Raw genomic sequence first — 22275 nt, 5'->3', positions numbered from 1 at the left:
ATCCTCTCTAAGAAAGGAAACCGCGACAGACAGCGATAAAGTCACCCGCCCAACCTGTAAGCAAGCTCAGCAGGATGAGCCAAATGAACAACAGGAAGTGCCAGTAGACGGCGCACAACTCCACACTCAGGCGAATCCGTCGGATATCGGTGCCTCGCCACACCTTGTCAGCCGTTCGTCCCAAAGCTGCCAAACCGCCTAACACGTGCAAACCGTGCAAGCCGGTGATCAGGTAGAAGAAGGTGTTGGCGGGATTGGTGGAGAGGAAATAGCCGCCGACGACCAATTGACGCCATGCCGCAATCTGGCCAATCAAGAAAATAACCGTGAAAAAGCCACCGGCTAGAAGGCTCACCTTTACGCCGTCCATCTCCTGCCGGCGTACGGAAACCTGCGCCCAAAGCAATGCGCAACTGCCGAGAACCAGCGCTCCTGTGTTGAACCATAACAGCCGCGGCAGCGGCAAAGCTCGCCAGTCCTCCATACCCATCCGAATGGAGTAGGCGCTGATCAGCAGGGCAAATAGGGAGCCGACGACAGCAAGAAAGACGCCTAACCCAACTGTCGTTGGAGACAGAGCCAAGGCATCAGTGCCAGGAAAAGCACTGGTATCCCCTTCCTCAAGCCAGGGCTTGGCCGTCAGTCTCTGACGAGAGAGCCACCATCCGCTAATTGAAGCGATCACTGCCAGAAATATGACAATGCTGCTCATCGCAAAATTTCCTAAGTAGAGCGTGGAATGACGGGATGATTTTGCGGAACGAAATCCTGCGCAGCGCCCGGCACACTGTAATCATAAGCCCAGCGATAGACCACCGGCAGCTCCCGCCCCCAATTGCCATGAGGCGGAGGTGTTTCAGGCGTCTGCCACTCAAGCGTCGTCGCCTTCCAAGGATTACCTCCGGCTATCCTCCCCTTGAACAAACTCCAGAACAGATTGAAGAAGAAAGCAAATTGGGCAATGCCTACGACTAACGCCGCAATGCTGATGAACGCGTTCAACGTATGCGCGGATGGTGGGATAAAAGCTATCTCTCCCAGTTCGTAGTATCGGCGTGGCACGCCCATCAACCCGAGATAATGCATTGGGAAGAAGATCGCATAAGCTCCAAGAAATGTAACCCAGAAGTGAAACTTGCCAAGCGCCTCGCTCATCATGCGCCCAGTCACTTTGGGATACCAATGATAAATCCCGCCGAAAATCACGAGGATGGGCGCCACACCCATCACCATGTGGAAATGGGCGACCACGAACATGGTATCCGAGAGCGGAACATCCACAACGACGTTGCCGAGGAACAAGCCTGTGAGCCCCCCATTCACGAAGGCCACGATAAAGCCAAGAGCGAACAGCATCGGGGTTGTGAAATGGATGTTGCCCTGCCACAGAGTTAGCACCCAGTTATAGACCTTGATCGCTGTCGGTACAGCGATGATGAGTGTGGTCGTGGCAAAAAAGAACCCGAAGTAAGGGTTCATGCCGCTGACATACATGTGGTGCGCCCAGACCACGAAGCTGAGCGCGCCAATCGCGACGATGGCCCACACCATCATGCGATAGCCGAAGATGTTCTTCCTCGCATGGGTGCTGATGAGATCCGAGACGATGCCGAAGGCCGGCAGAGCGACGATGTAAACCTCAGGGTGGCCAAAGAACCAGAAAAGGTGCTGGAACAGGAGTGGGCTTCCACCGGTATGATTCAGCTGTTGCCCCATCTCGACAAGGGAAGGCATGAAGAAGCTCGTTCCCAAGAGCCTATCGAACAGCATCATCACCGCCCCAACGAACAGGGCCGGAAACGCAAGCAGAGCCATGATACTGGCGGTGAAAATTCCCCAGACCGTCAAGGGCAGACGCATCAGCGTCATGCCGCGCGCACGAGCCTGCAGCACGGTCACAACGTAGTTCAAGCCGCCCATGGTGAAGCCAATGATGAAAATGATCAGCGAAACCAGCATCAGGATGATGCCCCAGTCCTGCCCTGGCGTTCCGGATAGGACGGCTTGTGGCGGATAGAGTGTCCAACCAGCACCCGTCGGTCCGCCGGGCATGAAGAAACTCGCCATCAACACGAATACCGCGAGCAGGTAGAGCCAATAGCTCAACATATTCGCATAAGGAAAAACCATGTCCCTGGCACCGACCATGAGCGGGATGAGGTAATTGCCGAACCCACCCAGGAACAGAGCAGTGAGCACATAGACTACCATCATCATGCCGTGCATGGTGATGAACTGGTAGTAACTATTTACATCAATGAAGGAAAAGGTCCCGGGAAAGCCGAGCTGCAGCCGCATCAGCCAGGATAGAACGAGTGCGACAAGGCCCACAGCCATCGCCGTCATCGAGTATTGAATGGCGATAACTTTGGCATCCTGGCTGAAGACGTACTTCGTCACCCAGCTCCTTGGATGGTAAAGCTCGACATCTTCGACGGCGTCCGCAGGCATAACTCCAGCTGCACCAAGGGGAACATCGACCATCAGAGCGTCCTCCTCGCTTTCTTACCGTCAGGCTCGATGCGTCTCGGTTGCATGCTGCCATTCCTCTCCTGCCAAAGCGGCCAGCTTAAATCCCTATTGAAAATGCCCTTTACTTTGTCGGATTCGACAGACGCGCAAATGTGCGCTGCGACTGCTCCTGAAGCCAAGCTTGGTATTCGCTCTCTGGCTCCACCACGACGGTACCCCGCATCTGCGGATGCCCGACCCCGCACAACTCCGCACAGAGAATCTCGAACGTCCCCGCTCTCGTTGGAATAATCCAGAAGTAGCTGACCTGTCCCGGCACCAGATCCATTTTGGCGCGAAACTCAGGCACATAGAAATCATGCACGACATCGATGGAGCGAAGCAGTGCCTTCACCGGTTTGCCGAGTGGGAGATGCAACTCCCCTCCCTCGATCACCACATCGTCTTGACCGTTGGGGTCGTTCCGGTTCAAGCCCAGAGGATTATCGGGACTGACATTGCGCGTATCGGAGGTTCCCAGCCGGCCGTCTTTCCCCGGAAGACGGAAGCTCCATTGCCATTGCTGGCCTACGACTTCAACATCGGAGGCTTCCGCTGGAACCGTCACGAACTGTTTCCAAACGAACAAACCGGGTGTCAGCATCGCTGCGACACCCACCGCTGTCACGATGGTAAGCCAGCCCTCAAGCTTTTTATTCTCAGGTTCATAGGCCGCCTGCTGTCCCTCTCGATGCCGAAATCGGAACGTGCAGTAGGCCATGAACAGAACGACGGCAACGAAGACGGCCCCGGTGATCCAGAATGTGACAATGATCGTGTCATCGATATAACGCCAGTTCGAGGCAATCGGCGTCCACCACCACGGGCTCAGGAAGTGGAATAAAACCGAGCCTACGACGATCACAACGAGTACGAGCGCTATAGCCATCTCTACTCATCCCTGCCTCTTGAGGCGGATATGAACTGTTAGGCAACTCTCGTTCCGGCAATGTCCCTAAGAATGACGAACATAACCCAGATTCAGACCCTTTTAGGTCCAAGTACTTCAAGTTCGTAAATAGTCTTCTGCAACTCGATGTCGACTGTCAGCCCAAATTTTTTCCAAACTACGGATCAATCCCGCCAATAGCAACACGACCTGATCGTGCTAACAGCAGACCTTGGTTGCTCTCGCCATGTCGTACTCTGCTGTCTTGCGGGAATGGCAATAAAACCGGATCCCGCAGAGGTACTACTCATTATTAAATCATTGTACTTGCCGAACCAGCTGTCAATTGGCAACAAAGTCTTGCTCAACTTAAGCAATCAGACCGTCAGGTCAGGCACAAACAGCAAACCTCAGCCTTGCGCAACCCTGCCCCCGGCTGGCCCAGGAGTTTTTAGAAATCAATCGGCGTCGGACAAATTGTCCGACGCCGATTGAAAGACGCTTTTGGGAAAAAAGGCCTGTCACGTCTATCGCTGTTGCGGTCGCAAGGAGCGTGCGAGTTCGCGGATGACGCTGTCCTCGATATCGAGGTTCAACCCATCCTTCTCGCCGTCCTCGGCGTTACCTGGTGAAACCGACCTTCCCCCCGAGGATATTCCGGCTTGCGAGGCCCCTACTTTTTCAGAAGCAACTGCCGAACGGCGGCGCGGCTCGCGGGGGTCAGGTGGACTTGCAACCACCTGGGCATAGGAAAACGATCTGGAAGAGCCGAAACGGTTCTCAAGAGTGTCGAGCAGGCTGTTCAGAGCCATATTCGAGAGTGGTACGTCAGTCTCTGACGGCAGGCCGTCGAGGGCGATAGATCGATTGTAATAGGCAGTCTCTGTCGTCACTTCAGGCCCGAACCACGGCAGAGGACGGAATTCCTTCGCCTCCTCCTCTGTCTCGAAATCGACTGTGATCAGGTCAAGGGGGCCTGGCGTCACGAAGCGGCTGATGCGAACCTCGCGGGGACCAATGGATAGACTCGTACGAACATAGTCAACTTTGCCCGGCGTCACATCGAGAAGGGCTTCCGCATGCGAGCGCGGAACTGCGGTGCGCTCCTCTGTGGGTGCGCCGTGCCCGGTCGTGATCAGCACAAGGCTGCCTTGGTCGCCTTCGATATGAACATACGAACTGCGATCGGCTTGATTGGGAAAGTGTCCTTCGGTGACGCGCGCACCGCCTCGCTCCTTCCGGATCAGCCGCGCCAGAGAAGAAGCCATGAGAAAACGTCGGGTTGTAATCATACGGAGGGTGTTCCTCGGCAATAGCAAAACTCTCCGCCTTACCTAGAGTTCAAATTCTGAATCGGCAAATGGATTAAGCGCTATCTGGAGGTAAAGATCGTCGACAGGTTAACCCTGATGGTCAGGATCCGATCCACGGCTGAAAACCAGCACTGAAACGCGCCTTTAATGGGCGATCATGCCACGTAATACAATGACGCGCAGCATGCGCTTATCTGCGCAGATGGCGACAACGATACATCAGAACCACCACGCAAGATCGCCAGTAGATCCGCTGGTGGCGCGAAGGAGTCATGTTAGATCAGCCACGAGTAAGGATCATCTGGACCGATGAAAGCAGGCGGCCTAACGACGAAAGCGGTCGACGTCATGAGAAGAGCCGTCAGAGCATGAATAACCATAGAACAAAATCGGTTCATTGCGACGCATATCGCTAAGGGGAGATGTCGAGCTCACGAGAGAGGACCTGGCGAATTGAACCAGCATGCGAGGAAGTGAACTTCGAAGCTTCATACGCAGCAAGAATCCGCTGAAGCTGACCAACATGCAAGCACCAGAGATGCTCACCTGATGGAATAAACTCCGTTGAAACTAAGTCTCATCCTCCACACGGATCTGGGATTCGGGAGTGCTTGAATTTTCAGAGACAGCCTCTTCTTTCAGATCTGTCGACTCCTCACGCATCAGCGCTCTCTTCTCCTGCCTCCGCAAGCGCGCCTCAAGCAAAGCTCGCAATCCGATCCGATGGCCTCCCTCAAGAATCCGCTTTTCACTCATTGCCCGTCCTCCTGATCTTCAGGATCACCATAGGATCGTCGGCAAGATAATTTTCCGGCGTTGCTACGACGTCATCTCCATGACCTCGCCAGGTGCAAGTCCGAAATTGAAGACACTCCGTTCGGACAAGGGGCGACAATCCTGGCCATTAAATCATCGCCAGCCCCCATGTGCTTCTCTACAATTCGAACGACATCCGCTGGGTCGGATTCACCAACGGCGAACAACCGGAGTTCCGGCTGACGGTTCGATCTCTGGATCCCAATAGAGCTACTCCTCGACGCTGCGTTTGATGTCATCCGACTCCATGGACCACCTGCACGCCGCACCGTTACTCTATCCTCCCTGGAGCTACCAAGGGAGAATGCGGCAACGCCGCCATAAGGCCCGCGGAGAACAGTCGCACGGGAAGGGTCCGGATCCTTGCTGAGCTTCCGTACGTGCCTCCTGAATCATCAATGCTATGCCCTTAATTCGGGGTGCTAAAAGACCCGTGCTGCGCATTGGGGTTCAACCGCGCGAATTCGACTCCTTTCATATGAACCAACGTTGCGTGGTCACCAGCCTCGAAGTAGAGATCGGAGTGCCGATCGAGACTGTCGTCGATGATGACATTCAACCCATAGCAGGCGCCGACAGGTGGAATCGCTCCCCGATCGCAATCGCGGAAAACTTCCTCGATTTCCTGCTCTGTCGCCAAATGGACCTCATGGCCCAGTTCCGTCCTGAGATCGGATAGCTGAATGTGACGCGAAGCGGGCAGAATGGCTAGCATATAGCCATCATCAGTGCTGAGCACGATGCCTTTGACGAGAGAATTTCCTGAAACATGACCAGCCTCGGCCGTACGCGTCGATGACGTCGTCGGCTCGTGAGTGATGAGATCATATCCTATGCCCTGATCGGCAAGATATCTTTGGAGTGTTGATGCAATAGCCATGATCTACCCTCCCGTCACGTGAGGAAACCGGCACGCCACGAAAGCCAATAATTTGCCAGCTTGGATGCGCGGCTACTTGAGACGATCCCGATAATACACCCCTCGTCCTGCAGCGACAATTAACTGATCACGCCGCGTCAAGACGGCTCACTCGAGGTCCCGGGATTGACAAGCTTAAGCGCCTGATAGGCCCCGACCGGCTCCGCAACTTCCTTTCCAGCTACCTGAACGGTCGGGAACGCGAATTTGATCCCATTATCGTCGAAGCTCTTCTTGATCATGGCAAAAGCCTTGCGGCGGATCATGAATTGCTCGCCGGGCCTCGTCTTCATTTTAAAGCGAAGCTGGATTGCGTAGTCGCCGAATTGCTCGACGCCCTGCATCTTGAGCGGTTCGAGAATGTACGGGGCAAATTCAGGATCCTGTGCCAGCTCCACACCGATCTGCTTAATGATCTTTTTCGCCTTATCGAGATCAGTATCATAGGTCACGCCTATAGACATCTTATCGATGACCCAATCACGGCTCATGTTTTCGACCGCCCCAAGTTGCCCGAATGGGACCGTATAAACCGGGCCGCGATGATGCCGAAGCTTCACGGAGCGAAAACCGAAGGACTCGACCGTTCCCTTATAATTGCCGCTTTGAATATATTCCCCTACTCTGAAAGCATCATCGAGCAGATAAAATATGCCACTGATAATGTCCTTTACGAGAGTCTGCGCGCCGAAGCCGACGGCGATTCCTGCGATGCCAGCGCCTGCAATCAGAGGCCCGATTTCTACTCCCAATGCGGCAAGAGCCATCAATGCCGCAACAACTGTCAAAACGACAAAGACGGCATTTCGAAAGATCGGAAGAAGCGTTCGCATTCGGGCTTGCCGCAAGGCCTCCTCTGAACCTGGCAACGTGGCTTCCTGGGTATGTGATAGGCGTCGGTCAATAAGGGTTTTCACAACTTGCCAGATCAAGTCGGCAACAAGCAGGATCACGATGCCGCTCAATACTCCCCTCAGAATCCGAGTGAGGAGCGTGTCTCGATTGGTCAGCTCAATCAGATCGATCTGCCATGCTTCTGCGAGCAAAAGGGCAGCCGCGACGATCATCAGAGCTCGTATGCCCCGGCCTAGGTAGATCGCTGCAAGACCAGGTTCGATGGGACCATCTGGCTGTCCCGAAGAATTGAGAAGATGATGACTGGCCCGCTCGGCAACCATAATTGCTTTCGGCAGCACCAGGACGATCACCGCGAGCCAGAAGAATCCCATCAGGCCTACAACCCAAAGGCACCAGAGTAGAACGCAATAAATGGACAGGAGCCACGACCCGATAATGGGATGATGGGAATTGCCTATTTCTGGATTTCCTTGCATGCCCCACGTGAGCCGCACCCTGGACCAGACAACTTCAAGGGCAGCTACGAGAAGGCCAAGCCCAAGCGTGTATGCGACCAGTTCACGGGCTTCGGACGAGAAGCCCAAGGAACCGAGAAGGTCAACAGTGACCCAGCCGAATGCGAACCAACCGAAAAAGAAGGCCAGTCTCCGATACCAGAACCGCGCTGCCTCGTTAGGCATCGGAATAAGACGAAAGCGCGCAACATCCTGCGACGTCTTGAGTTTGGGCGCGAGAACGAGCCTGCCGATCACCAAGACTAACCGGAGCACAACTGCGGCGAGAAGGTAGGCAATGACAACCTGCTTCAGAAGCGGTGGCCAATCGAAGGCGAGAAACGCCCCCACGCTTCCGAGACAGAAGATTACAACATGAGCGAGGCCATAAGCGAAGCGCATCAGAACAGTGCGCACACGTTCGGAAACGCTTTTTGTCGGCAATGAAAGAAGCCGTTGCCGTGCTTTCATTGTGACCTTCCCGAAAAGCCATTCAATACCCGCACCAAGCCCGATAAATCCAAGGATAAGGACGATGATTCCTATCGGGCGTCGATCCTGTAACTCCTGAACGAGCCGGCCACGAGCGCTTCGAAATTCAGCCGGCAAGCGCGGCACTGCTGCGCCGAGGGATGCAAGGTGCTCCCGTACTGCCGCGGTTTTCAGTGACAACCTTTCGGATGCATTGACCGGAAGCAAGGAACTAGCCGGAGCAGCCGCAGGTTTCTTCTGCTGCTCAATCCATTTCTGAACTGTTGGATCCTCTAATAGATGCAGGAGTTCACGAACCTGAGGCGGTGGTAAAGATGACGAGGGATCGGCTTGCCCCTGCGCTTGGGCGGAAAAACACGGGAGCAAAAAAATAACAGCTAGGAATAACCCGCTTGATCGAGCCATTCTAATGCATTTGACAAGCGCATGTGCCATCAGATGCTTTCGCCTGTGCCATCCATGCTCCAAGGGCCCTTCGAGCTTACATCGAAGCTTATCATCTCGTGCCGCTGAAACGAGCCCTGGAACGACACCATTTACGGTCCCGTCAAACATCTCCGCAGATAAGGACATCATCAGAACCTCAGCTTCGGAGATGAGTATTATAGTCAATATATTGCTACTAGGCCTGAGTATTTCGAATTATATGATACGACATAACGTTTAATTCAAATTATCTGATTAATCCTTCAAGCTATGTCTGGAATGTCGAAAGGCGCTCGGACTCGTTCTCTTAAATGTAAGATATAGTCGCCAAATGAGCTCGCCACGTCTCGAAATAATATTTCGAAAATTATCACCCGCAACAGATCTAATGAGATTCAGGTTGCAGTCTATCGCTGGGTGTGGGAATTCCTCTGACGAAATGGCTAGCTTTACAATAGCGCGTCAGCTTGGCTTAAAATTTCATCAGGCCGTTCTTATGCCGAGGAAAACGGGTTGAAGCGCTCATGTGAAGTAGCCATCGGCTGCTCGCCTATTACAATTGTGGCGATTCGAGCCGAGTTCGGCATGGCAGATTGACGTAGTGCCCGGCAGCAGAGACTGCCGAGGGTCTACCAAGGAGAAGATTGTTGCAATGGAAGCCTCTTCGCGTATTGGCCTCATTGCGGACAACGACGGGTACTTCCGGATTGCCCTGGGCGTCATTCTAACACGGCAGCTCGGGTTCTCAGGCGTGATAGAAGTAACTTCTCTTGATGAAGCGCTGGAGTGCCTTGGCGATAACCCCAATATCTGGGCGACGTTACTCGATCTGTCCATGCCAGGAATGAGGACCTCTGCCAATCTAAGGGCTGTCCGAGAGTGCTCTCCACGCTCCCGCATGGTGGTCATCGCGGACTCGACCAGTCGGCGCGACATTCTTCTGGCTCTTGAAGCCGGCGTACACGGCTATGTGCCAAAAAGTTTAGGCGTATCGGAACTTACCAACGCCCTGCGAACCATCTTCGACGGAAATATCTATGTTCCGCCGCTGTTAGCGGAAGTCCCTCCGGCTTCGGAGGAAATGGTTCCCGAATCTGCTCCGCCAGCGCCTCCTGCGAAGGCTGAGACAGCCAGCCCTCTCACCCCACGCCAACAGGATGTTCTCGATCTCCTCGTTCAAGGGAAGACTAATAAGGAAATTGCCTACGCTCTCAAGCTTGGTGAAGGCACAGTCAAGATCCATATGTCCGCACTCTTTCGCTATTTCGGCGTCAACAATCGTGCTGCTGCCGCAGTCGCTGGCGCACGTCCCTACCCCAACCGCCGACGCCCTCCTTCAGGCGCTTAGTTAGATGGATAGCGCGATCCACTTGACGTGCAGAAACCGATTGAATCGACGGAGTGGGATCAAATCGGTAAACGCTGAGAAGCGCCTCCTCGCGGTCGCCGCGACAGCAATCATGCTGACGCTCTCAAATGAATTCTGAACGTCCATCTCGCTGACTATACCGAATATGCTACGTAGTAGCTGAGCCGCAACTTTGCTTACCGCCTCGTCCCTAAAGGTACAGCAACGCAGTGGTCGGGCGGGGGTACTTTGGGAGTGCGTATCCGGACCTTTTCTGATCCATATCAGGGTAAGTTTCGACCATTCGAAGAAATAATTCTGCCGCCCAAGGCTCGCGGGAGGAGGCAAGGATGAAATCCAACGACGACATTAAGCGCGACGTGGAAGAAGGACTCCGATGAGTTCCTCATAGCGGTTCACCCGAGATTGCCCGCGATACGGTTGAACGGCGCTGGTACGGTTACCGATTTCGGGCCAAGCGAAAAACCGTTTCAAGCTTGGCGATAAGGTTTACTCCTACAATTTCGATAATCCGAAAGGTGGCTTCTATGCCGAGCATATGGCAGTCACCACTGAGAAAGTTGCGCCACTGCCTGAGGGGCTTGATCTCAAACGCGCTGGCGCCCGCCCCTACTGTCGGACTGACTGCACTCCACTGACTGCACGCCAGGGCATTGACGATGCGTTACACGCGAAGTGAGGCGAGACGGTCATCGTCCAGGGGGCCTCTGGAGGCGTGGGAACTCTTGCTGTTTAGTTCGCTAGGCTATGTGGGGCACGAATCTTCGCAGAGAATGAGAACGGGCGTTTTCGCCTGACACCGTTGGCAGAACCTCTGCAGACAGGCATTCCAGGCTCCCTTCGAGCCTACCCCACCATGTCGGGTGAGCCGTGGCATTGGCGCCCTTGGGGTGAAATTGCCCACAGCGTCCAGACGGGACAGGCTGCCTTCGACTATGTCTATCGCGTTGCGATACGCTTCCAGTTCTTGAGATGGCCGAACATCCGTTCAATGGCGTTGCGGCGTCGGTATGCTGCGCGATTGAGCGGATAGGCAACGGCACGAGAGACATGGCCCGGAATGACAGCTTCGATGCCTTTGTCCTGGAGCCATGCGCGTAGGCGATCCGCGTCATAGGCTTTGTCAGCGATCAGCCGGCGGCTCGGCGCCAGAGCCTTCAGCATCGGCACGGCCATGGTGATGTCGGCCATGTTGCCCGGCGTCAACGCGACGGCAAGGATCCGGCCACGACCATCGGCCAGGCAATGGATCTTCGAGGTGCGCCCGCCGCGCGAGCGGCCGATGGCTTGTTCCCACTCCCCCCTTTCCGCCAGAGGCCGAGCGTTGCGCCTTCGCGTGCGAGCTGTCGATCAGCAACCCTTGCGGCACGCGGCCGGAGGCGGCCACCTGCTCGAACAGACGCTGCCACAATCCTCGTCGCGACCACCTGTTGTAGCGGTTGTAGACCGTGGTGGCCGGGACCCTATGCTGGCGGCACATCCCGCCAGCGGCAGCCCACTTTCAGTACGTACAGGATGCCGCTGATCACCCGCCGATCATCCACGTGCGGCTTGCCGGGCCGGCCGTGCGGCAGATGCGGCTCCAAGCAAGCCCAGGCTTTGTCGGATAGCCAAAACAGGCGCGCCAGGACACTCCTCCCGGTCAGCCAAACCCAATCAGGAGGATAAAACCTAAATTACGCCAATAATTTGTATGGGGTCTCCACCTAGCTCGGCGTCCGTCAAATCCTTGCAGTTTCCGAGTAAGGGGCCCCTAAAAACCTGATCTGGGTCAGAGCGCGGATTTTTGGAGGGGCAAGATTTTACCCCCGAACAAGAAGCCTCTCGAAATCGTTTCCAGGGATGTACCTTAGGAAACTCCCGAACTGTCAACTTAGGCGGATCAGCAATCCTCCTTTCACCTGTCCCAGGAGGGCGACAATGGCACAGCAACTCTGCGATATCTGTGGGGTCCGCCCCGCAAAGGTTCGCGCCGAAGTCATCAGCAGCAACGGGGAACGCGAAATTCTCAATCTGTGTGAGGTCGACTATCGCCGTCTCGCTCGACAGCAGCGTTCAAGTTCTCCTTTGGAATCCCTGTTCGGTGGACGCCGAAGTCTGTTCGACGATTTCTTTGGTGAAGATTTTTTTGGGGAGCCGGGGCTTAGTGAATCCATCGGACGGTCCGAGCGCTCCATTCCGGTCGAAACCAGCTCCGATCATGGTCCTAGTGCCAATCACGCTCCTAGCGCTAGTCGAGCCTCCAGCCGTAGCCGTCGTTCGCATGAACCAGATGAGCGCTTGAGCGAGAATGCCATGGAACTCTTGCAAAATGCGGCCCGCTGGGCGGTGGAAATGGGCCGCCGCGAGGTCGATACGGAACACCTCCTCCTGGCTCTCACGGAAAGCGACGTGGTTCGTACGATCCTCAATCAATTCAAGGTATCGGTGGACGATCTTCTTCGACAAATCGAGCAGGAGGCCCCCCGGGGCGATAGCAAGCCTGAGGAAGCGGGTGGAGAGATAGGGGTCACACCTCGGGTGAAAAACGCCCTGGGGCGAGCTTTCGCCGCATCCCGAGAACTTAACCATTCCTATGTAGGCCCCGAGCATTTCCTTATCGGCCTCGTCGAGGAGGGTGAAGGCATCGCAGGCGATGTTCTGCGTCGATATGGGCTTACTCCTCAGGCTATCCGCCAGCAGGTCGTGAAGGTCGTAGGCCGCGGAGCCGAGGAAGGTCAGATCGAAGGACCGAGCCATACACCCAATCTGGACAAATATTCCCGTGACCTGACCAAGCTTGCTCGGGAAGGCAAGCTTGACCCCGTCATCGGACGGGCTCGAGAAATCGAAACCACAATCGAAGTGCTGGCACGCCGCAGGAAGAACAATCCTGTCCTCATCGGCGAGCCCGGTGTCGGCAAGACTGCCATCGTCGAAGGGCTGGCTCAACGCATTATCGCCGGAGAAGTCCCGGAGAGCCTACGCGATAAACGTCTGGTCGAGCTCAATATCAACTCCATCGTTGCTGGCTCGAAGTATCGTGGTGAGTTCGAAGAGCGCGTACAGCAGATCCTAAAAGAGGTCACTGACCGACAGGATGAAATGGTCCTTTTCATCGATGAAGTCCACACTATCGTCGGAGCCGGCCAAGGCGGCGGCGAAGGTGGTCTGGATATCGCCAATGTTTTCAAACCGGCGCTATCTCGCGGCGAGCTCAACCTCATCGGCGCAACGACATTGAATGAATACCAAAAACACATTGAGAAGGATGCTGCGCTAGAGCGTCGCTTCCAACCGGTCTTCGTATCAGAGCCGACGGTCGAGCAGACCATCATGATCCTGCGCGGTCTGCGTGATACTCTAGAGGCACACCACAAGGTGACAATTACCGAAGAGGCGATCATCGCGGCAGCGGAACTCTCCGACAGATATATTACGAGTCGCTTCCTGCCCGACAAAGCAATCGATCTCATTGATCAAGCGGCGGCCCGCGTGAAGATATCGGCAACGGCTCGGCCCGTAGAAGTCCAAGAACTGGAGTCGGAAGTGCGCCAGCTCAAGCGCGAGCAGGATTATGCCACATCGCGCAAGCAGTTCGATCGTGCATCAGAGTTGCAGGCTCAGCATGACGCAAAAGCCAAGGAACAAGAGCAGGCCATGGAGCGTTGGCGGCGCAGCCGCGGCACCGGAAGCACCGAAGTCCGTGCCGAGCACATCGCTCAAATTGTGTCCAAACTCACCGGCATCCCTGTGACGGAACTGACGACGGAGGAGCGCGAGCGGCTGTCGAAACTGGAAGAGCGCCTGCACGAGCGCGTGATCGGCCAGGACGAGGCCGTGAAGGCGGTCAGCGATGCTGTACGTCTTGCCCGTGCCGGTCTGCGCGAGGGACGTGGCCCGATAGGCACCTTCCTGTTCCTGGGGCCGACCGGCGTCGGTAAGACCGAACTCGCCAAAGCGCTCGCTGAAGCGGTCTACGGCGACGAAGACGCCATGATCCGCATCGACATGTCCGAATATATGGAACGGCACACCGTTGCTCGGCTTATCGGTGCGCCTCCCGGCTATGTGGGGTACGAGGAAGGCGGGCAGTTGACCGAACGCGTGCGGCGGCGGCCTTACAGCGTCGTTCTTCTTGACGAGATCGAGAAAGCGCACCCGGACGTCTATAATATCCTCCTTCAGGTATTCGATGATGGACGTCTCACGGACGGAAAAGGCCGGGTAGTCGACTTCACCAACACGATCATCATCGCAACAAGTAATCTCGGATCGGATCTGATCCAACGGCAATTGCGTCAAGCAGGGGCAGAGACAGAGGATCCAGGGCGACTTCGCCGGGATCTGATGGATGTATTGCGGAGTCATTTCAGACCTGAATTCCTCAATCGCATTGATGAAATCATCATCTTCCATGCCCTCAAGCGGGAGCAGATCCGCGATATCGTCAACCTTCAACTTGATCGCGTGAAGCGGATTGCACATGGCCAGGGTGTAGAGTTGGAGTTTGAGGAATCTCTCGTCGAACATTTGGCCGAAGAGGGCTACCGGCCGGAATTCGGGGCGCGCGAATTGCGCCGCCTGATCCGCTCAGAGATCGAGACCCAACTAGCCCGGGCAATGCTGGCCAATGAAGTTGAAGAAGGTCAGCGTGTATTGGCGCGGTGGGATGGAACCCAGCACAAGGTTATCATCGAACCTCAACCCAAGGCGCAAGACGAGAAGGGCAGCAAGCGGGCGAAGGCCACGGACAAGACCTCGGTTGAGGTGGCAAGAAAGAAAGGAAAAGAAGCTGAGAAGGCAAGCGCCGCCGAGTAAAGATATGAGCGATGGTGGAGGTTTCTTTTGGGAATTCGAAGGAGATATATTCCTACGGTCAGCATCCGACCAGATTCCCTGCAGCATGGGCCTGCCTTCACGCGGACCATTGAGGATACCCGGGCGACTTAAGCCTGTATGACAAATTCGAGCAGATTGTCTCAAGAATCCTGGCTGTTATCAGCCCGCTCGTCCTCGCGGATGCGCGCGTGTCGGCTCGCGTGTGCCTACTTTCAGTTCGCTAAAACCTCTTCCATTGCCATTGAGCCTAATAGCAGAATGCTGCGGAAAGCTAAAAACACAAGGTCAGAGGATCATTTTTAGAGCTGCTACGGTTTATATGAGACTTTGAGGCAGCCGAGCGGGACTTTCTGCCTTCCGAATTCGCCTGTTACGATAAGTACACCCGACGATACGGTACTGCAGCCTATCGTCCAGGCAGGTGCAAAGCGGATACTGCTCAGGCATTTCGGCCCAGGAGCGGTACTGATTGCGCAAATTCTGCACGCAATCAGGTTCCCTCCAAAGGGATCGAAGACACAATTTCCCATATCAAGCCAAGCTCAGGCCCGAATTGCTGGGCTTTCCAGAGGAGTGAAACCGCTGGATGCGACTTGCATATCACCAAGTGACAAAGCTGCCAGCCTGTCTCAAACGCTATCTGAATGGACGATCTTTCGAGAGATTAGCGACTTATGGTTTTGCATCACTTGCACCGGGAGAACTCGAAGCAATATTAGCTTTCCGCAGCACCGCATCTTCCGGTGCCAAAGAATCTTGGCATCAAGTCTTCAGTGGCGATCTGCTTGGCAAATTCTGGAGTGATTTTTACATCGAGATCCAAACCCAACGCAGCTTCCTCCAATAATTCTTGTATGTCTTGCTTTGTAAAGAGGTCTCTGGAGACAAGTTTCCTGAGACAGGATCGCAAGACGGCGTCGGTCGGATCCACTACCCCGATGTGCTTCTCGACCATATCGTGTCTCCTCGGGTGTCGTTATATTTTTCATTTACGATTATTTTCAAATTGGCAATGATCCTCATGACAGACCTGCTAACAGGCGATCGAAAGGATCTAAGAATCCGGTTTGTCCGCATTGACTTATGTCAGTGCACGCATCGCTATACTCGCCGCAAATAAATCCTTACAAACTCTATGTCGACGCGGGTTCTTCTATCTGAGGAAAAACCTACTGAATTATTAGTCAATTTATTCTTATATTGCACGACGATCGAGGCTTGGTCTCATGTCATCATAATCGCAGGAATTATGTTGGCTTTTGTGGCAGCGCGTCCTCGATCCGTTCACGCGCAACAGACCCCTGCAGATTTTACCGGGATTGTGCGCCAAAGAGCACCGTTAGTGGTGGCGATCACGACTAGGCAGATGGCCGAGGAGCAAACCCCTTCGATCCCAGACGACACTCCCTTTGGTGAGCTTCTCCGGGGCGTGACACGACAGCAACAATTCCGTGAGGCGCTTGGCTCGGGCTTCGTGATTCGCCCTGACAGATATATTGTCACAAACAACCATGTGATCGAGAACGCTACTGAGATCCATGTCATCTTTAACGATCGAACCAATATTGCTGCCAAATTGATTGGCCAAGACCTCTCAACGGATATCGCAGTTCTCAAGATCGATCCCAAATCCTCCATGACTGTATCTTCCTGGGGCAACTCCGACACGATGGAACCAAGAGCCTGGACAATCGCGATCGGTAGTCCTTTTGGTCTCGGTGGGACCGTGACTGTCGGTGTTCTGTCGGCACGCTCCCGTGATCTTCAACTTGGTCCCTAAGACGATTTTCTCCAGACGGATGCCTCGATCAACAGAGGGAATTCGGGCGGCCCGCTCTTCAATGCTCAGGGCGAAGTCATCGGTGTCAACACGGCAATCTTCTCGCCGTCAGGTGGCACTATCGGCATAGGCTTCGCCGTGCCTTCCGCAGTCGCACGGGCCGTCGTGGAACAGTTAATCCAGAACGGTCGAATTGAGCGTGGGTTTCTTGGTGTGCGTGTTCAAGATCCCACCTCGGCAATCGCGAAGGCGCTGGGATTTCAAGATAATAAAGGCGCTCTCGTCGCTTCGGTGGAGCCGGGGGCCAGCCGAGAAGGCTGGGATTAAAGCCGGAGACGTGATTACCCGTTTCAATGGGAAAGCCGTAGAGGGTGCACGGGATCCGACTCGCTCCGTAGCGGCCGCGAAGCCCGGTACGTCGGTCTCTCTCACCGTTTTCAGAGGAAACCACACTCAGGAGCTGACTGCGGTCATCGGCTCGCGTAGTCAAGATCAAGCAAAGCAAGGAGACGGGGCCCCGGGCAGGAGCAGGGCAAAAGACTAGGTGTTTCACTCAGCCCCCTCACGGGCGAGATACGCCGCCAGCTTGGCCTTGAGAGCGGAATATCAGGCGTGCTCATTCAGCAAGCTGAGCCGAACAGCCTGGCGGCGGAAAACGGCCTTAAAGCCGGAGATATCATTGCTGCCGTCAACAATAAGGATATCAGCCAGCCCTCTGAGGTCGCGGAGGAATGGGCAAGAGCGTAGCAACAGAACAAGCCGATTCTTCTGCGGATCAACTGCAATGGACAGTTTCTTTTCGTGGCAGCAGGACCCTGATCGGTTTAAGACCGTTACACGGATGGTAGTGCGGGTTCGATCTCCCCAGAACACTCCGACCGATTGGCGAAATCCTTCAGGCCGCATTCCCACGCTCGACACCTACAATCCTCTATGGGCTGACGAGGGTCATTGTCGACAAGTCAGCACCAGGGCATCCTGGGCCTAATGTTTGATACCGCCTTGACTGACGTATGCCTTGCAAATGAGTGACGCAAGCGGGACATGGAACCGCTTGGTTACGCCATTGGGCGGCCTTTTTTTATCAGTAGGATCAAAGGCATGGAGTGACTCATGAGCATTCGCAAGCTTGGGAAGACCGAATGGCGTAGCTTTTGCGACCTCATGTCGAAGGCTCTTCTAGGAAAGCGCGCCGAGGTTCTGATTGCCTCGCATTCTCTTGGCAATCAGGTTGAAGCAAAATGGTTGCCGTTGCTGGGCATTGTCTATGACGGGAAAGACGACATGATTGAGGTTGCTCTCGACGGTCTCGATCACATGATCCGCCAGCCAAGCGAGTTATACGTAGAGAACGAGGCAACCGGTTTGACGAGTTTGCAAATCATCAGTGCGGATGGCACCCAGCAGATTATCACATTCCGCGATCCTTTGATGCTTCCTTCACCCTCGAGGTAAATTTAAAAAATCTCCTGACGAGGAGCGGCGGAGATGACGAAAAGAATTCGGGCGAGCCATCCTCAGGCGCTTTCGCGAAATGGCTCAGGTACAATTCCCAATATCGACCGCATCGCATTTCAGGAAACGCTGTCAGCGCATTTCGGAGAATTGCTTGCGGCGGCCCAACAAGAACTCCGCTATCGGGTTGAGTTGGGAGAGCTTGGATCTCATAACCTGACGCCAGAAGAATTGGTGGATGAGGCGCTGTTGCACGCATGGCGCGACCGGAGCAATCGGTTCTCTCTCATCGGCGTCAGAGCATGGCTTCTTGCCATGCTATTCCGCACTGCTGAGGATGCCGTCAGACGGGAAGCCAAGCTCGACAATTCCACTTTTTTATTTCTCCAGGATCCAGAACCGGTTGGGCTTTCCTACGATGATGACGAGACTTTTTGGGAGTGGTATCAGCCCGAAGAAACCATGCGTCACCGGCTGGGAATAAGAGGCCTAACCGCGATGTCGCGACGATTAACAGCTGCCGCGATCGAAGAAATGGCCCGCACTCTTGGCCTTGACGCCTATCAAGTATTTCTGCTGCATGAGGTGTATCGTTTGCCGCTGCGCGCTGTAACCTTGGCACTTCGTATACCGTCCAGTGAGGCAGAACGTCTGCTCGCCAAAGCACGCCATTACGCCCACGCCGCAACAGGACAAGAAGCTTCATAAGCAGAAGGAATCGGATTCCTAACGAACTGACAGACTCACTCAGATCGCTGGCTGTGCATCCCGAAAAGGCGCAAGAATGACGGAGAATCCAAAACGTTGGATGTGGTCAGAGGCGATCGATATGCTGGCGCGAGCGGAGCGCCTCCATCAACAGTTCTTCCAACCACCGAGCACTGTTAAGGAATCTGCAACCTGGGAACCACCTGTTGATGTGCTTGAGACAGAGCATGAAGTTCTCGTTCTCGCCGCGCTTCCAGGCGTTGACCCCGATCAAGTCGAGGCAGTCATCGACCGTGGCACACTTGCTATATCGGGACAGCGTATTCTTCCGGCCGCCTTGCGCAATGCGTTCATTCACCGGCTGGAGCTACCTCAAGGTCGCTTCCAGCGCCACGTTCCGCTTCCATCAGGCAGGTATCACTCCGTCAAGCACTCGATGATCAACGGCTGCCTCTTTATTAGCCTTCGCAAAGCGTGACCGATGGAGCGATGAGATGACTCCTCCGACCGATGTGCCATTCACGGCCAACGCCAAGGCCCGGGAAGATGATAACACAACAAGCGTATCGGAAAGTCTGTCACCAGATGTGATGATCATTTTGCCGGTGCGTAATGTTGTTCTCTTTCCTGGCGTTATCATGCCATTTACAATTGGCCGGCCTCGTTCTATCGCAGCGGCACAGCACGCGATGCGCCAACAGCGCCCTGTCGGCATTCTCATGCAACGCGACGCAACTGCAGACGACCCTGCGGCAGTCGACCTCCATCGTGTTGGAACGATCGCCAATATCCTTCGCTTCGTTACGGCTCCGGACAGTACCCACAACCTCGTCTGTGAGGGAGTGCAGCGATTTCGGGTCGTCGACTTCGTCAAGGAGCAACCGTTCTTTGCCGCGCGTGTCATTCAGATCCCCGAACCTGAAGCGATTTCTCTCGAGATCGAGGCACGCTTCATTGAGCTGCGAAGTCAGGCTATCGAGGCAGTGGAACTTCTGCCTCAGGCTCCGCAGCAGTTAATTGCAGCTCTGCAAGCTGCTGCATCGCCCGGGGCGCTTGTAGATCTCGTAGCCGCCTACATGGATATTACGCCCAAAGAGAAGCAGGACATTCTGGAGACCATCGATCTCATTCCGCGGTTGGACAAGGTTCTTCGTCTGCTCGCACAACGGATTGAAGTGCTGCGACTGACTAAGGAGATCAGCCAGCAAACAAGGGCTTCTCTCAATGAGCGCCAACGTGAAGCCCTTCTGCGTGAGCAAATGGCTACGATTCAGCGCCAGCTCGGTGAGGAAGACAGCAAAGCCCAGGAAATTTCCGAGCTCAAAGAAGCTATCGCCAAGGTACACATGCCCCCAGAGGTCGAAGAACAGGCGCTTAAAGAACTACACCGTTTGGAGCGAATGCCAGAAGCCTCGCTGGAATATGGCATGATCCGAACATATCTGGATTGGTTGATCGAGCTGCCATGGGTACTACCTGAAGAACCGCCGATCATTTTAGCCGAAGCTCGCCATATCCTCGAAGAGGATCATTACGGCCTTAAAAAAATTAAGCAGAGGATTATCGAATACCTTGCCGTCCGCAAACTTGCACCGGATAGCAAAGCACCCATTCTATGTTTCGTCGGGCCGCCTGGCGTTGGCAAGACCTCGCTCGGTCAATCGATCGCTCGCGCCATGAAACGCAAATTTGTGCGGGTTAGCCTTGGTGGGGTGCATGACGAGGCAGAAATTCGTGGGCATCGCCGCACTTATATCGGTGCGATGCCTGGCATCATCATTCAGGCAATTCGTAAGGCCGAGGCAAGTAATTGTGTCATGATGCTGGATGAAATCGATAAGATGGGTTCGGGCATTCAAGGAGATCCTTCAGCTGCTCTTTTAGAAGTGCTGGATCCCGAACAGAACTCAACCTTTCGGGATAACTATCTGGGCATTCCGTTTGATCTCAGTCGAGTCGTTTTCATTGCGACGGCCAATATGCTCGATACGGTTCCCGGTCCCTTACGCGACCGCATGGAAGTCATATCTCTCGCCGGTTATACGGAAGAGGAAAAGGCTGAAATTGCTCGCCGCTATCTCGTACGCCGCCAGCTTGAAGCCAATGGCTTGACACCAGAGCGAGTTGAGATCGACGATGCCGCGCTACATGTCATTATTCGATCTTACACGCGCGAAGCTGGAGTACGGAATCTTGAGCGAGAAATCGGGAAAGCGTTGCGTCATGCAGTAGTCATCATTGCTGAAGGCAAGGCTGAGCATATGCGTATCTCTTCCCATGATCTCCCCTCTATCCTGGGTCCACCACGTTTCGAGAATGAGGTAGCGATGCGGGTCAGTGTACCTGGCGTCGCCACTGGTCTCGCTTGGACACCTGTTGGTGGTGACATTCTCTTCATTGAGGCAACCCGTCCCCCTGGCAAGGGTAACCTCATTCTCACAGGCCAGCTCGGCGATGTTATGCGCGAGAGTGCTCAAGCGGCGCTTAGTCTTGTTAAGACCCAGGTAACCTCTCTTGGCATTGATCCCGCCCTATTTGACAAGAGCGACATCCACATCCACGTCCCGGCTGGCGCAACACCTAAAGATGGGCCGAGTGCGGGCGTAGCCATGTACATCGCTTTGGTATCCCTTCTGACCGGTAGGACGGTGCGAAGCGACACTGCCATGACAGGTGAGATTAGCTTACGTGGTCTTGTGCTTCCCGTGGGCGGGATCAAGGAAAAGGTTGTCGCTGCAGCTCGGGCCGAACTCAAGCGCGTTATGCTGCCAGCGCGCAACCGCAACGATTATGAGGATATCCCGGAGAGCGCCCGCACATTGCTCGAATTCATATGGCTCGAGCGTGTCGATGAGGCCGTCCTGGCCAGCCTCGATGATCTACCTCAGCCGCAGGATGGGCGCTATCTATGGTGCCCTATTACGCCACCTGCAGGTCCGCATGATCGTCCTGCTCTTGTCAATCCAGATTCGGCGCCGGGCACGGGTGCCCTTCCCTCACCTTGCTCAGGAGGAGATACGGACCCTTCTATCGAGTAAGCAAAAATCGCTTACGAACAAGTTAGCCACTCCATCTCATTATCACTCGTCGTAATGTCATTCAATTCAAGTTTTGGGCTTGGTAGCTACCGAAGTGTTTGCGCGTGCATCCGAGCTGTAATGGCGGCCGCAAGATGCCGAAAATCATAGGGCGCGTCATGCCGCAGGCCGTTGATAAAGAATGTCGGAGTTCCGTTGACTCCACCGCGGACACGGCCAATGAAATCACTTTGAACTTAGAGCATCGGACGGTTAAACGGACGCATATCCGGCAGCCCTGAGGAAGTTCCAACACTCGTGCGACTCAAACAAATCGCAGATGTCGCCGAGGGCGCGCCAGAGCGCGTCGAACGTTCGGGCCTCGGCCTTGCGCAGGCGCGCTTTGA

Annotated in this window: 14 protein-coding genes and 3 pseudogenes; 9 read left to right on the top strand and 8 right to left on the bottom strand. The window is 54.9% G+C overall.

The features are described from left to right. Nucleotides 1-7 precede the first annotated feature (7 nt). The 6 genes from AB4Y97_RS18775 to AB4Y97_RS18750 all read right to left on the bottom strand — a co-directional run bounded on the left by AB4Y97_RS18775 (nucleotide 8) and on the right by AB4Y97_RS18750 (nucleotide 8727). A complete protein-coding gene (locus AB4Y97_RS18775) occupies nucleotides 8-712 on the bottom strand; it encodes a cytochrome c oxidase subunit 3 (RefSeq protein WP_442000571.1) in 705 nt (234 codons plus the stop codon). Nucleotides 713-723: 11 nt separating this feature from the next. Beyond that, a complete protein-coding gene (ctaD, locus tag AB4Y97_RS18770) occupies nucleotides 724-2484 on the bottom strand; it encodes a cytochrome c oxidase subunit I (protein ID WP_442000570.1) in 1761 nt (586 codons plus the stop codon). Between the two features lie 109 nt (nucleotides 2485-2593). Beyond that, nucleotides 2594-3400, bottom strand: a complete 807-nt coding sequence (locus AB4Y97_RS18765; RefSeq protein ID WP_442000569.1) for a cytochrome c oxidase subunit II — start codon at nucleotides 3398-3400, stop codon at nucleotides 2594-2596. 527 nt (nucleotides 3401-3927) lie between these two features. Then, nucleotides 3928-4713: a hypothetical protein gene (locus AB4Y97_RS18760; RefSeq protein ID WP_442000568.1), complete on the bottom strand. Its 786-nt coding sequence runs from the start codon at nucleotides 4711-4713 to the stop codon at nucleotides 3928-3930. Nucleotides 4714-5938: 1225 nt separating this feature from the next. After that, complete coding sequence (locus tag AB4Y97_RS18755) at nucleotides 5939-6409, bottom strand: aminoacyl-tRNA deacylase (RefSeq protein ID WP_442000567.1); 471 nt, start codon at nucleotides 6407-6409, stop codon at nucleotides 5939-5941. Nucleotides 6410-6546: 137 nt separating this feature from the next. Then, nucleotides 6547-8727: a mechanosensitive ion channel family protein gene (locus AB4Y97_RS18750; protein WP_442000566.1), complete on the bottom strand. Its 2181-nt coding sequence runs from the start codon at nucleotides 8725-8727 to the stop codon at nucleotides 6547-6549. Nucleotides 8728-9370: 643 nt separating this feature from the next. Between AB4Y97_RS18750 and AB4Y97_RS18745 the strand changes: the two genes are divergently transcribed. After that, nucleotides 9371-10066, top strand: a complete 696-nt coding sequence (locus AB4Y97_RS18745; protein WP_442000565.1) for a LuxR C-terminal-related transcriptional regulator — start codon at nucleotides 9371-9373, stop codon at nucleotides 10064-10066. Between the two features lie 963 nt (nucleotides 10067-11029). On the opposite strand, the pseudogene AB4Y97_RS18740 reads toward AB4Y97_RS18745, so the two are convergent. Continuing rightward, nucleotides 11030-11715: pseudogene (locus tag AB4Y97_RS18740) on the bottom strand (IS5 family transposase); the annotation flags it as partial. A 667-nt stretch (nucleotides 11716-12382) separates the two neighbouring features. Between AB4Y97_RS18740 and AB4Y97_RS18735 the strand changes: the two are divergent. Further along, nucleotides 12383-14887 carry an ATP-dependent Clp protease ATP-binding subunit gene (locus AB4Y97_RS18735; protein ID WP_442000606.1) on the top strand — a complete coding sequence of 835 codons (2505 nt, stop codon included), beginning with the start codon at nucleotides 12383-12385 and terminating at the stop codon, nucleotides 14885-14887. A gap of 736 nt (nucleotides 14888-15623) precedes the next feature. On the opposite strand, the gene AB4Y97_RS18730 is transcribed toward AB4Y97_RS18735, so the two are convergent. After that, nucleotides 15624-15863, bottom strand: a complete 240-nt coding sequence (locus AB4Y97_RS18730) for a hypothetical protein (protein WP_442000564.1) — start codon at nucleotides 15861-15863, stop codon at nucleotides 15624-15626. Between the two features lie 180 nt (nucleotides 15864-16043). On the opposite strand from AB4Y97_RS18730, the pseudogene AB4Y97_RS18725 reads away from it, so the two are divergent. From AB4Y97_RS18725 to lon, 7 genes and pseudogenes are all read left to right on the top strand, one after another. Then, nucleotides 16044-17015, top strand: a pseudogene (locus AB4Y97_RS18725) (trypsin-like peptidase domain-containing protein). Next, a complete protein-coding gene (locus AB4Y97_RS18720; protein ID WP_442000563.1) occupies nucleotides 16900-17232 on the top strand; it encodes a PDZ domain-containing protein in 333 nt (110 codons plus the stop codon). Before AB4Y97_RS18725 ends, AB4Y97_RS18720 begins: the two are co-directional and overlap by 116 nt. Beyond that, nucleotides 17229-17435 (top strand): annotated as a pseudogene (locus AB4Y97_RS18715) (PDZ domain-containing protein); the annotation flags it as partial. The gene AB4Y97_RS18720 and the pseudogene AB4Y97_RS18715, both read left to right, overlap by 4 nt. 366 nt (nucleotides 17436-17801) lie before the next feature. Then, nucleotides 17802-18143, top strand: a complete 342-nt coding sequence (locus AB4Y97_RS18710) for a DUF5335 domain-containing protein (RefSeq protein WP_442000562.1) — start codon at nucleotides 17802-17804, stop codon at nucleotides 18141-18143. Between the two features lie 33 nt (nucleotides 18144-18176). Continuing rightward, nucleotides 18177-18851 (top strand): hypothetical protein, encoded by a 675-nt coding sequence (locus AB4Y97_RS18705; protein ID WP_442000561.1) that lies wholly within the window; start codon nucleotides 18177-18179, stop codon nucleotides 18849-18851. 76 nt (nucleotides 18852-18927) lie between these two features. Then, on the top strand, nucleotides 18928-19329 hold the full coding sequence (locus tag AB4Y97_RS18700; RefSeq protein WP_442000560.1) for an Hsp20/alpha crystallin family protein: 402 nt from the start codon (nucleotides 18928-18930) through the stop codon (nucleotides 19327-19329). Nucleotides 19330-19345: 16 nt separating this feature from the next. Continuing rightward, a complete protein-coding gene (gene lon / locus AB4Y97_RS18695; RefSeq protein ID WP_442000559.1) occupies nucleotides 19346-21889 on the top strand; it encodes an endopeptidase La in 2544 nt (847 codons plus the stop codon). Nucleotides 21890-22275: the final 386 nt, after the last annotated feature.

It is taken from the genome of Microvirga sp. 2TAF3, assembly GCF_052114965.1.
Classification (GTDB): Bacteria; Pseudomonadota; Alphaproteobacteria; order Rhizobiales; family Beijerinckiaceae; genus Microvirga.
The sequence above is the reverse complement of the archived record's forward strand: the minus strand, read 5'-3'. Positions and strand labels throughout refer to the sequence as shown.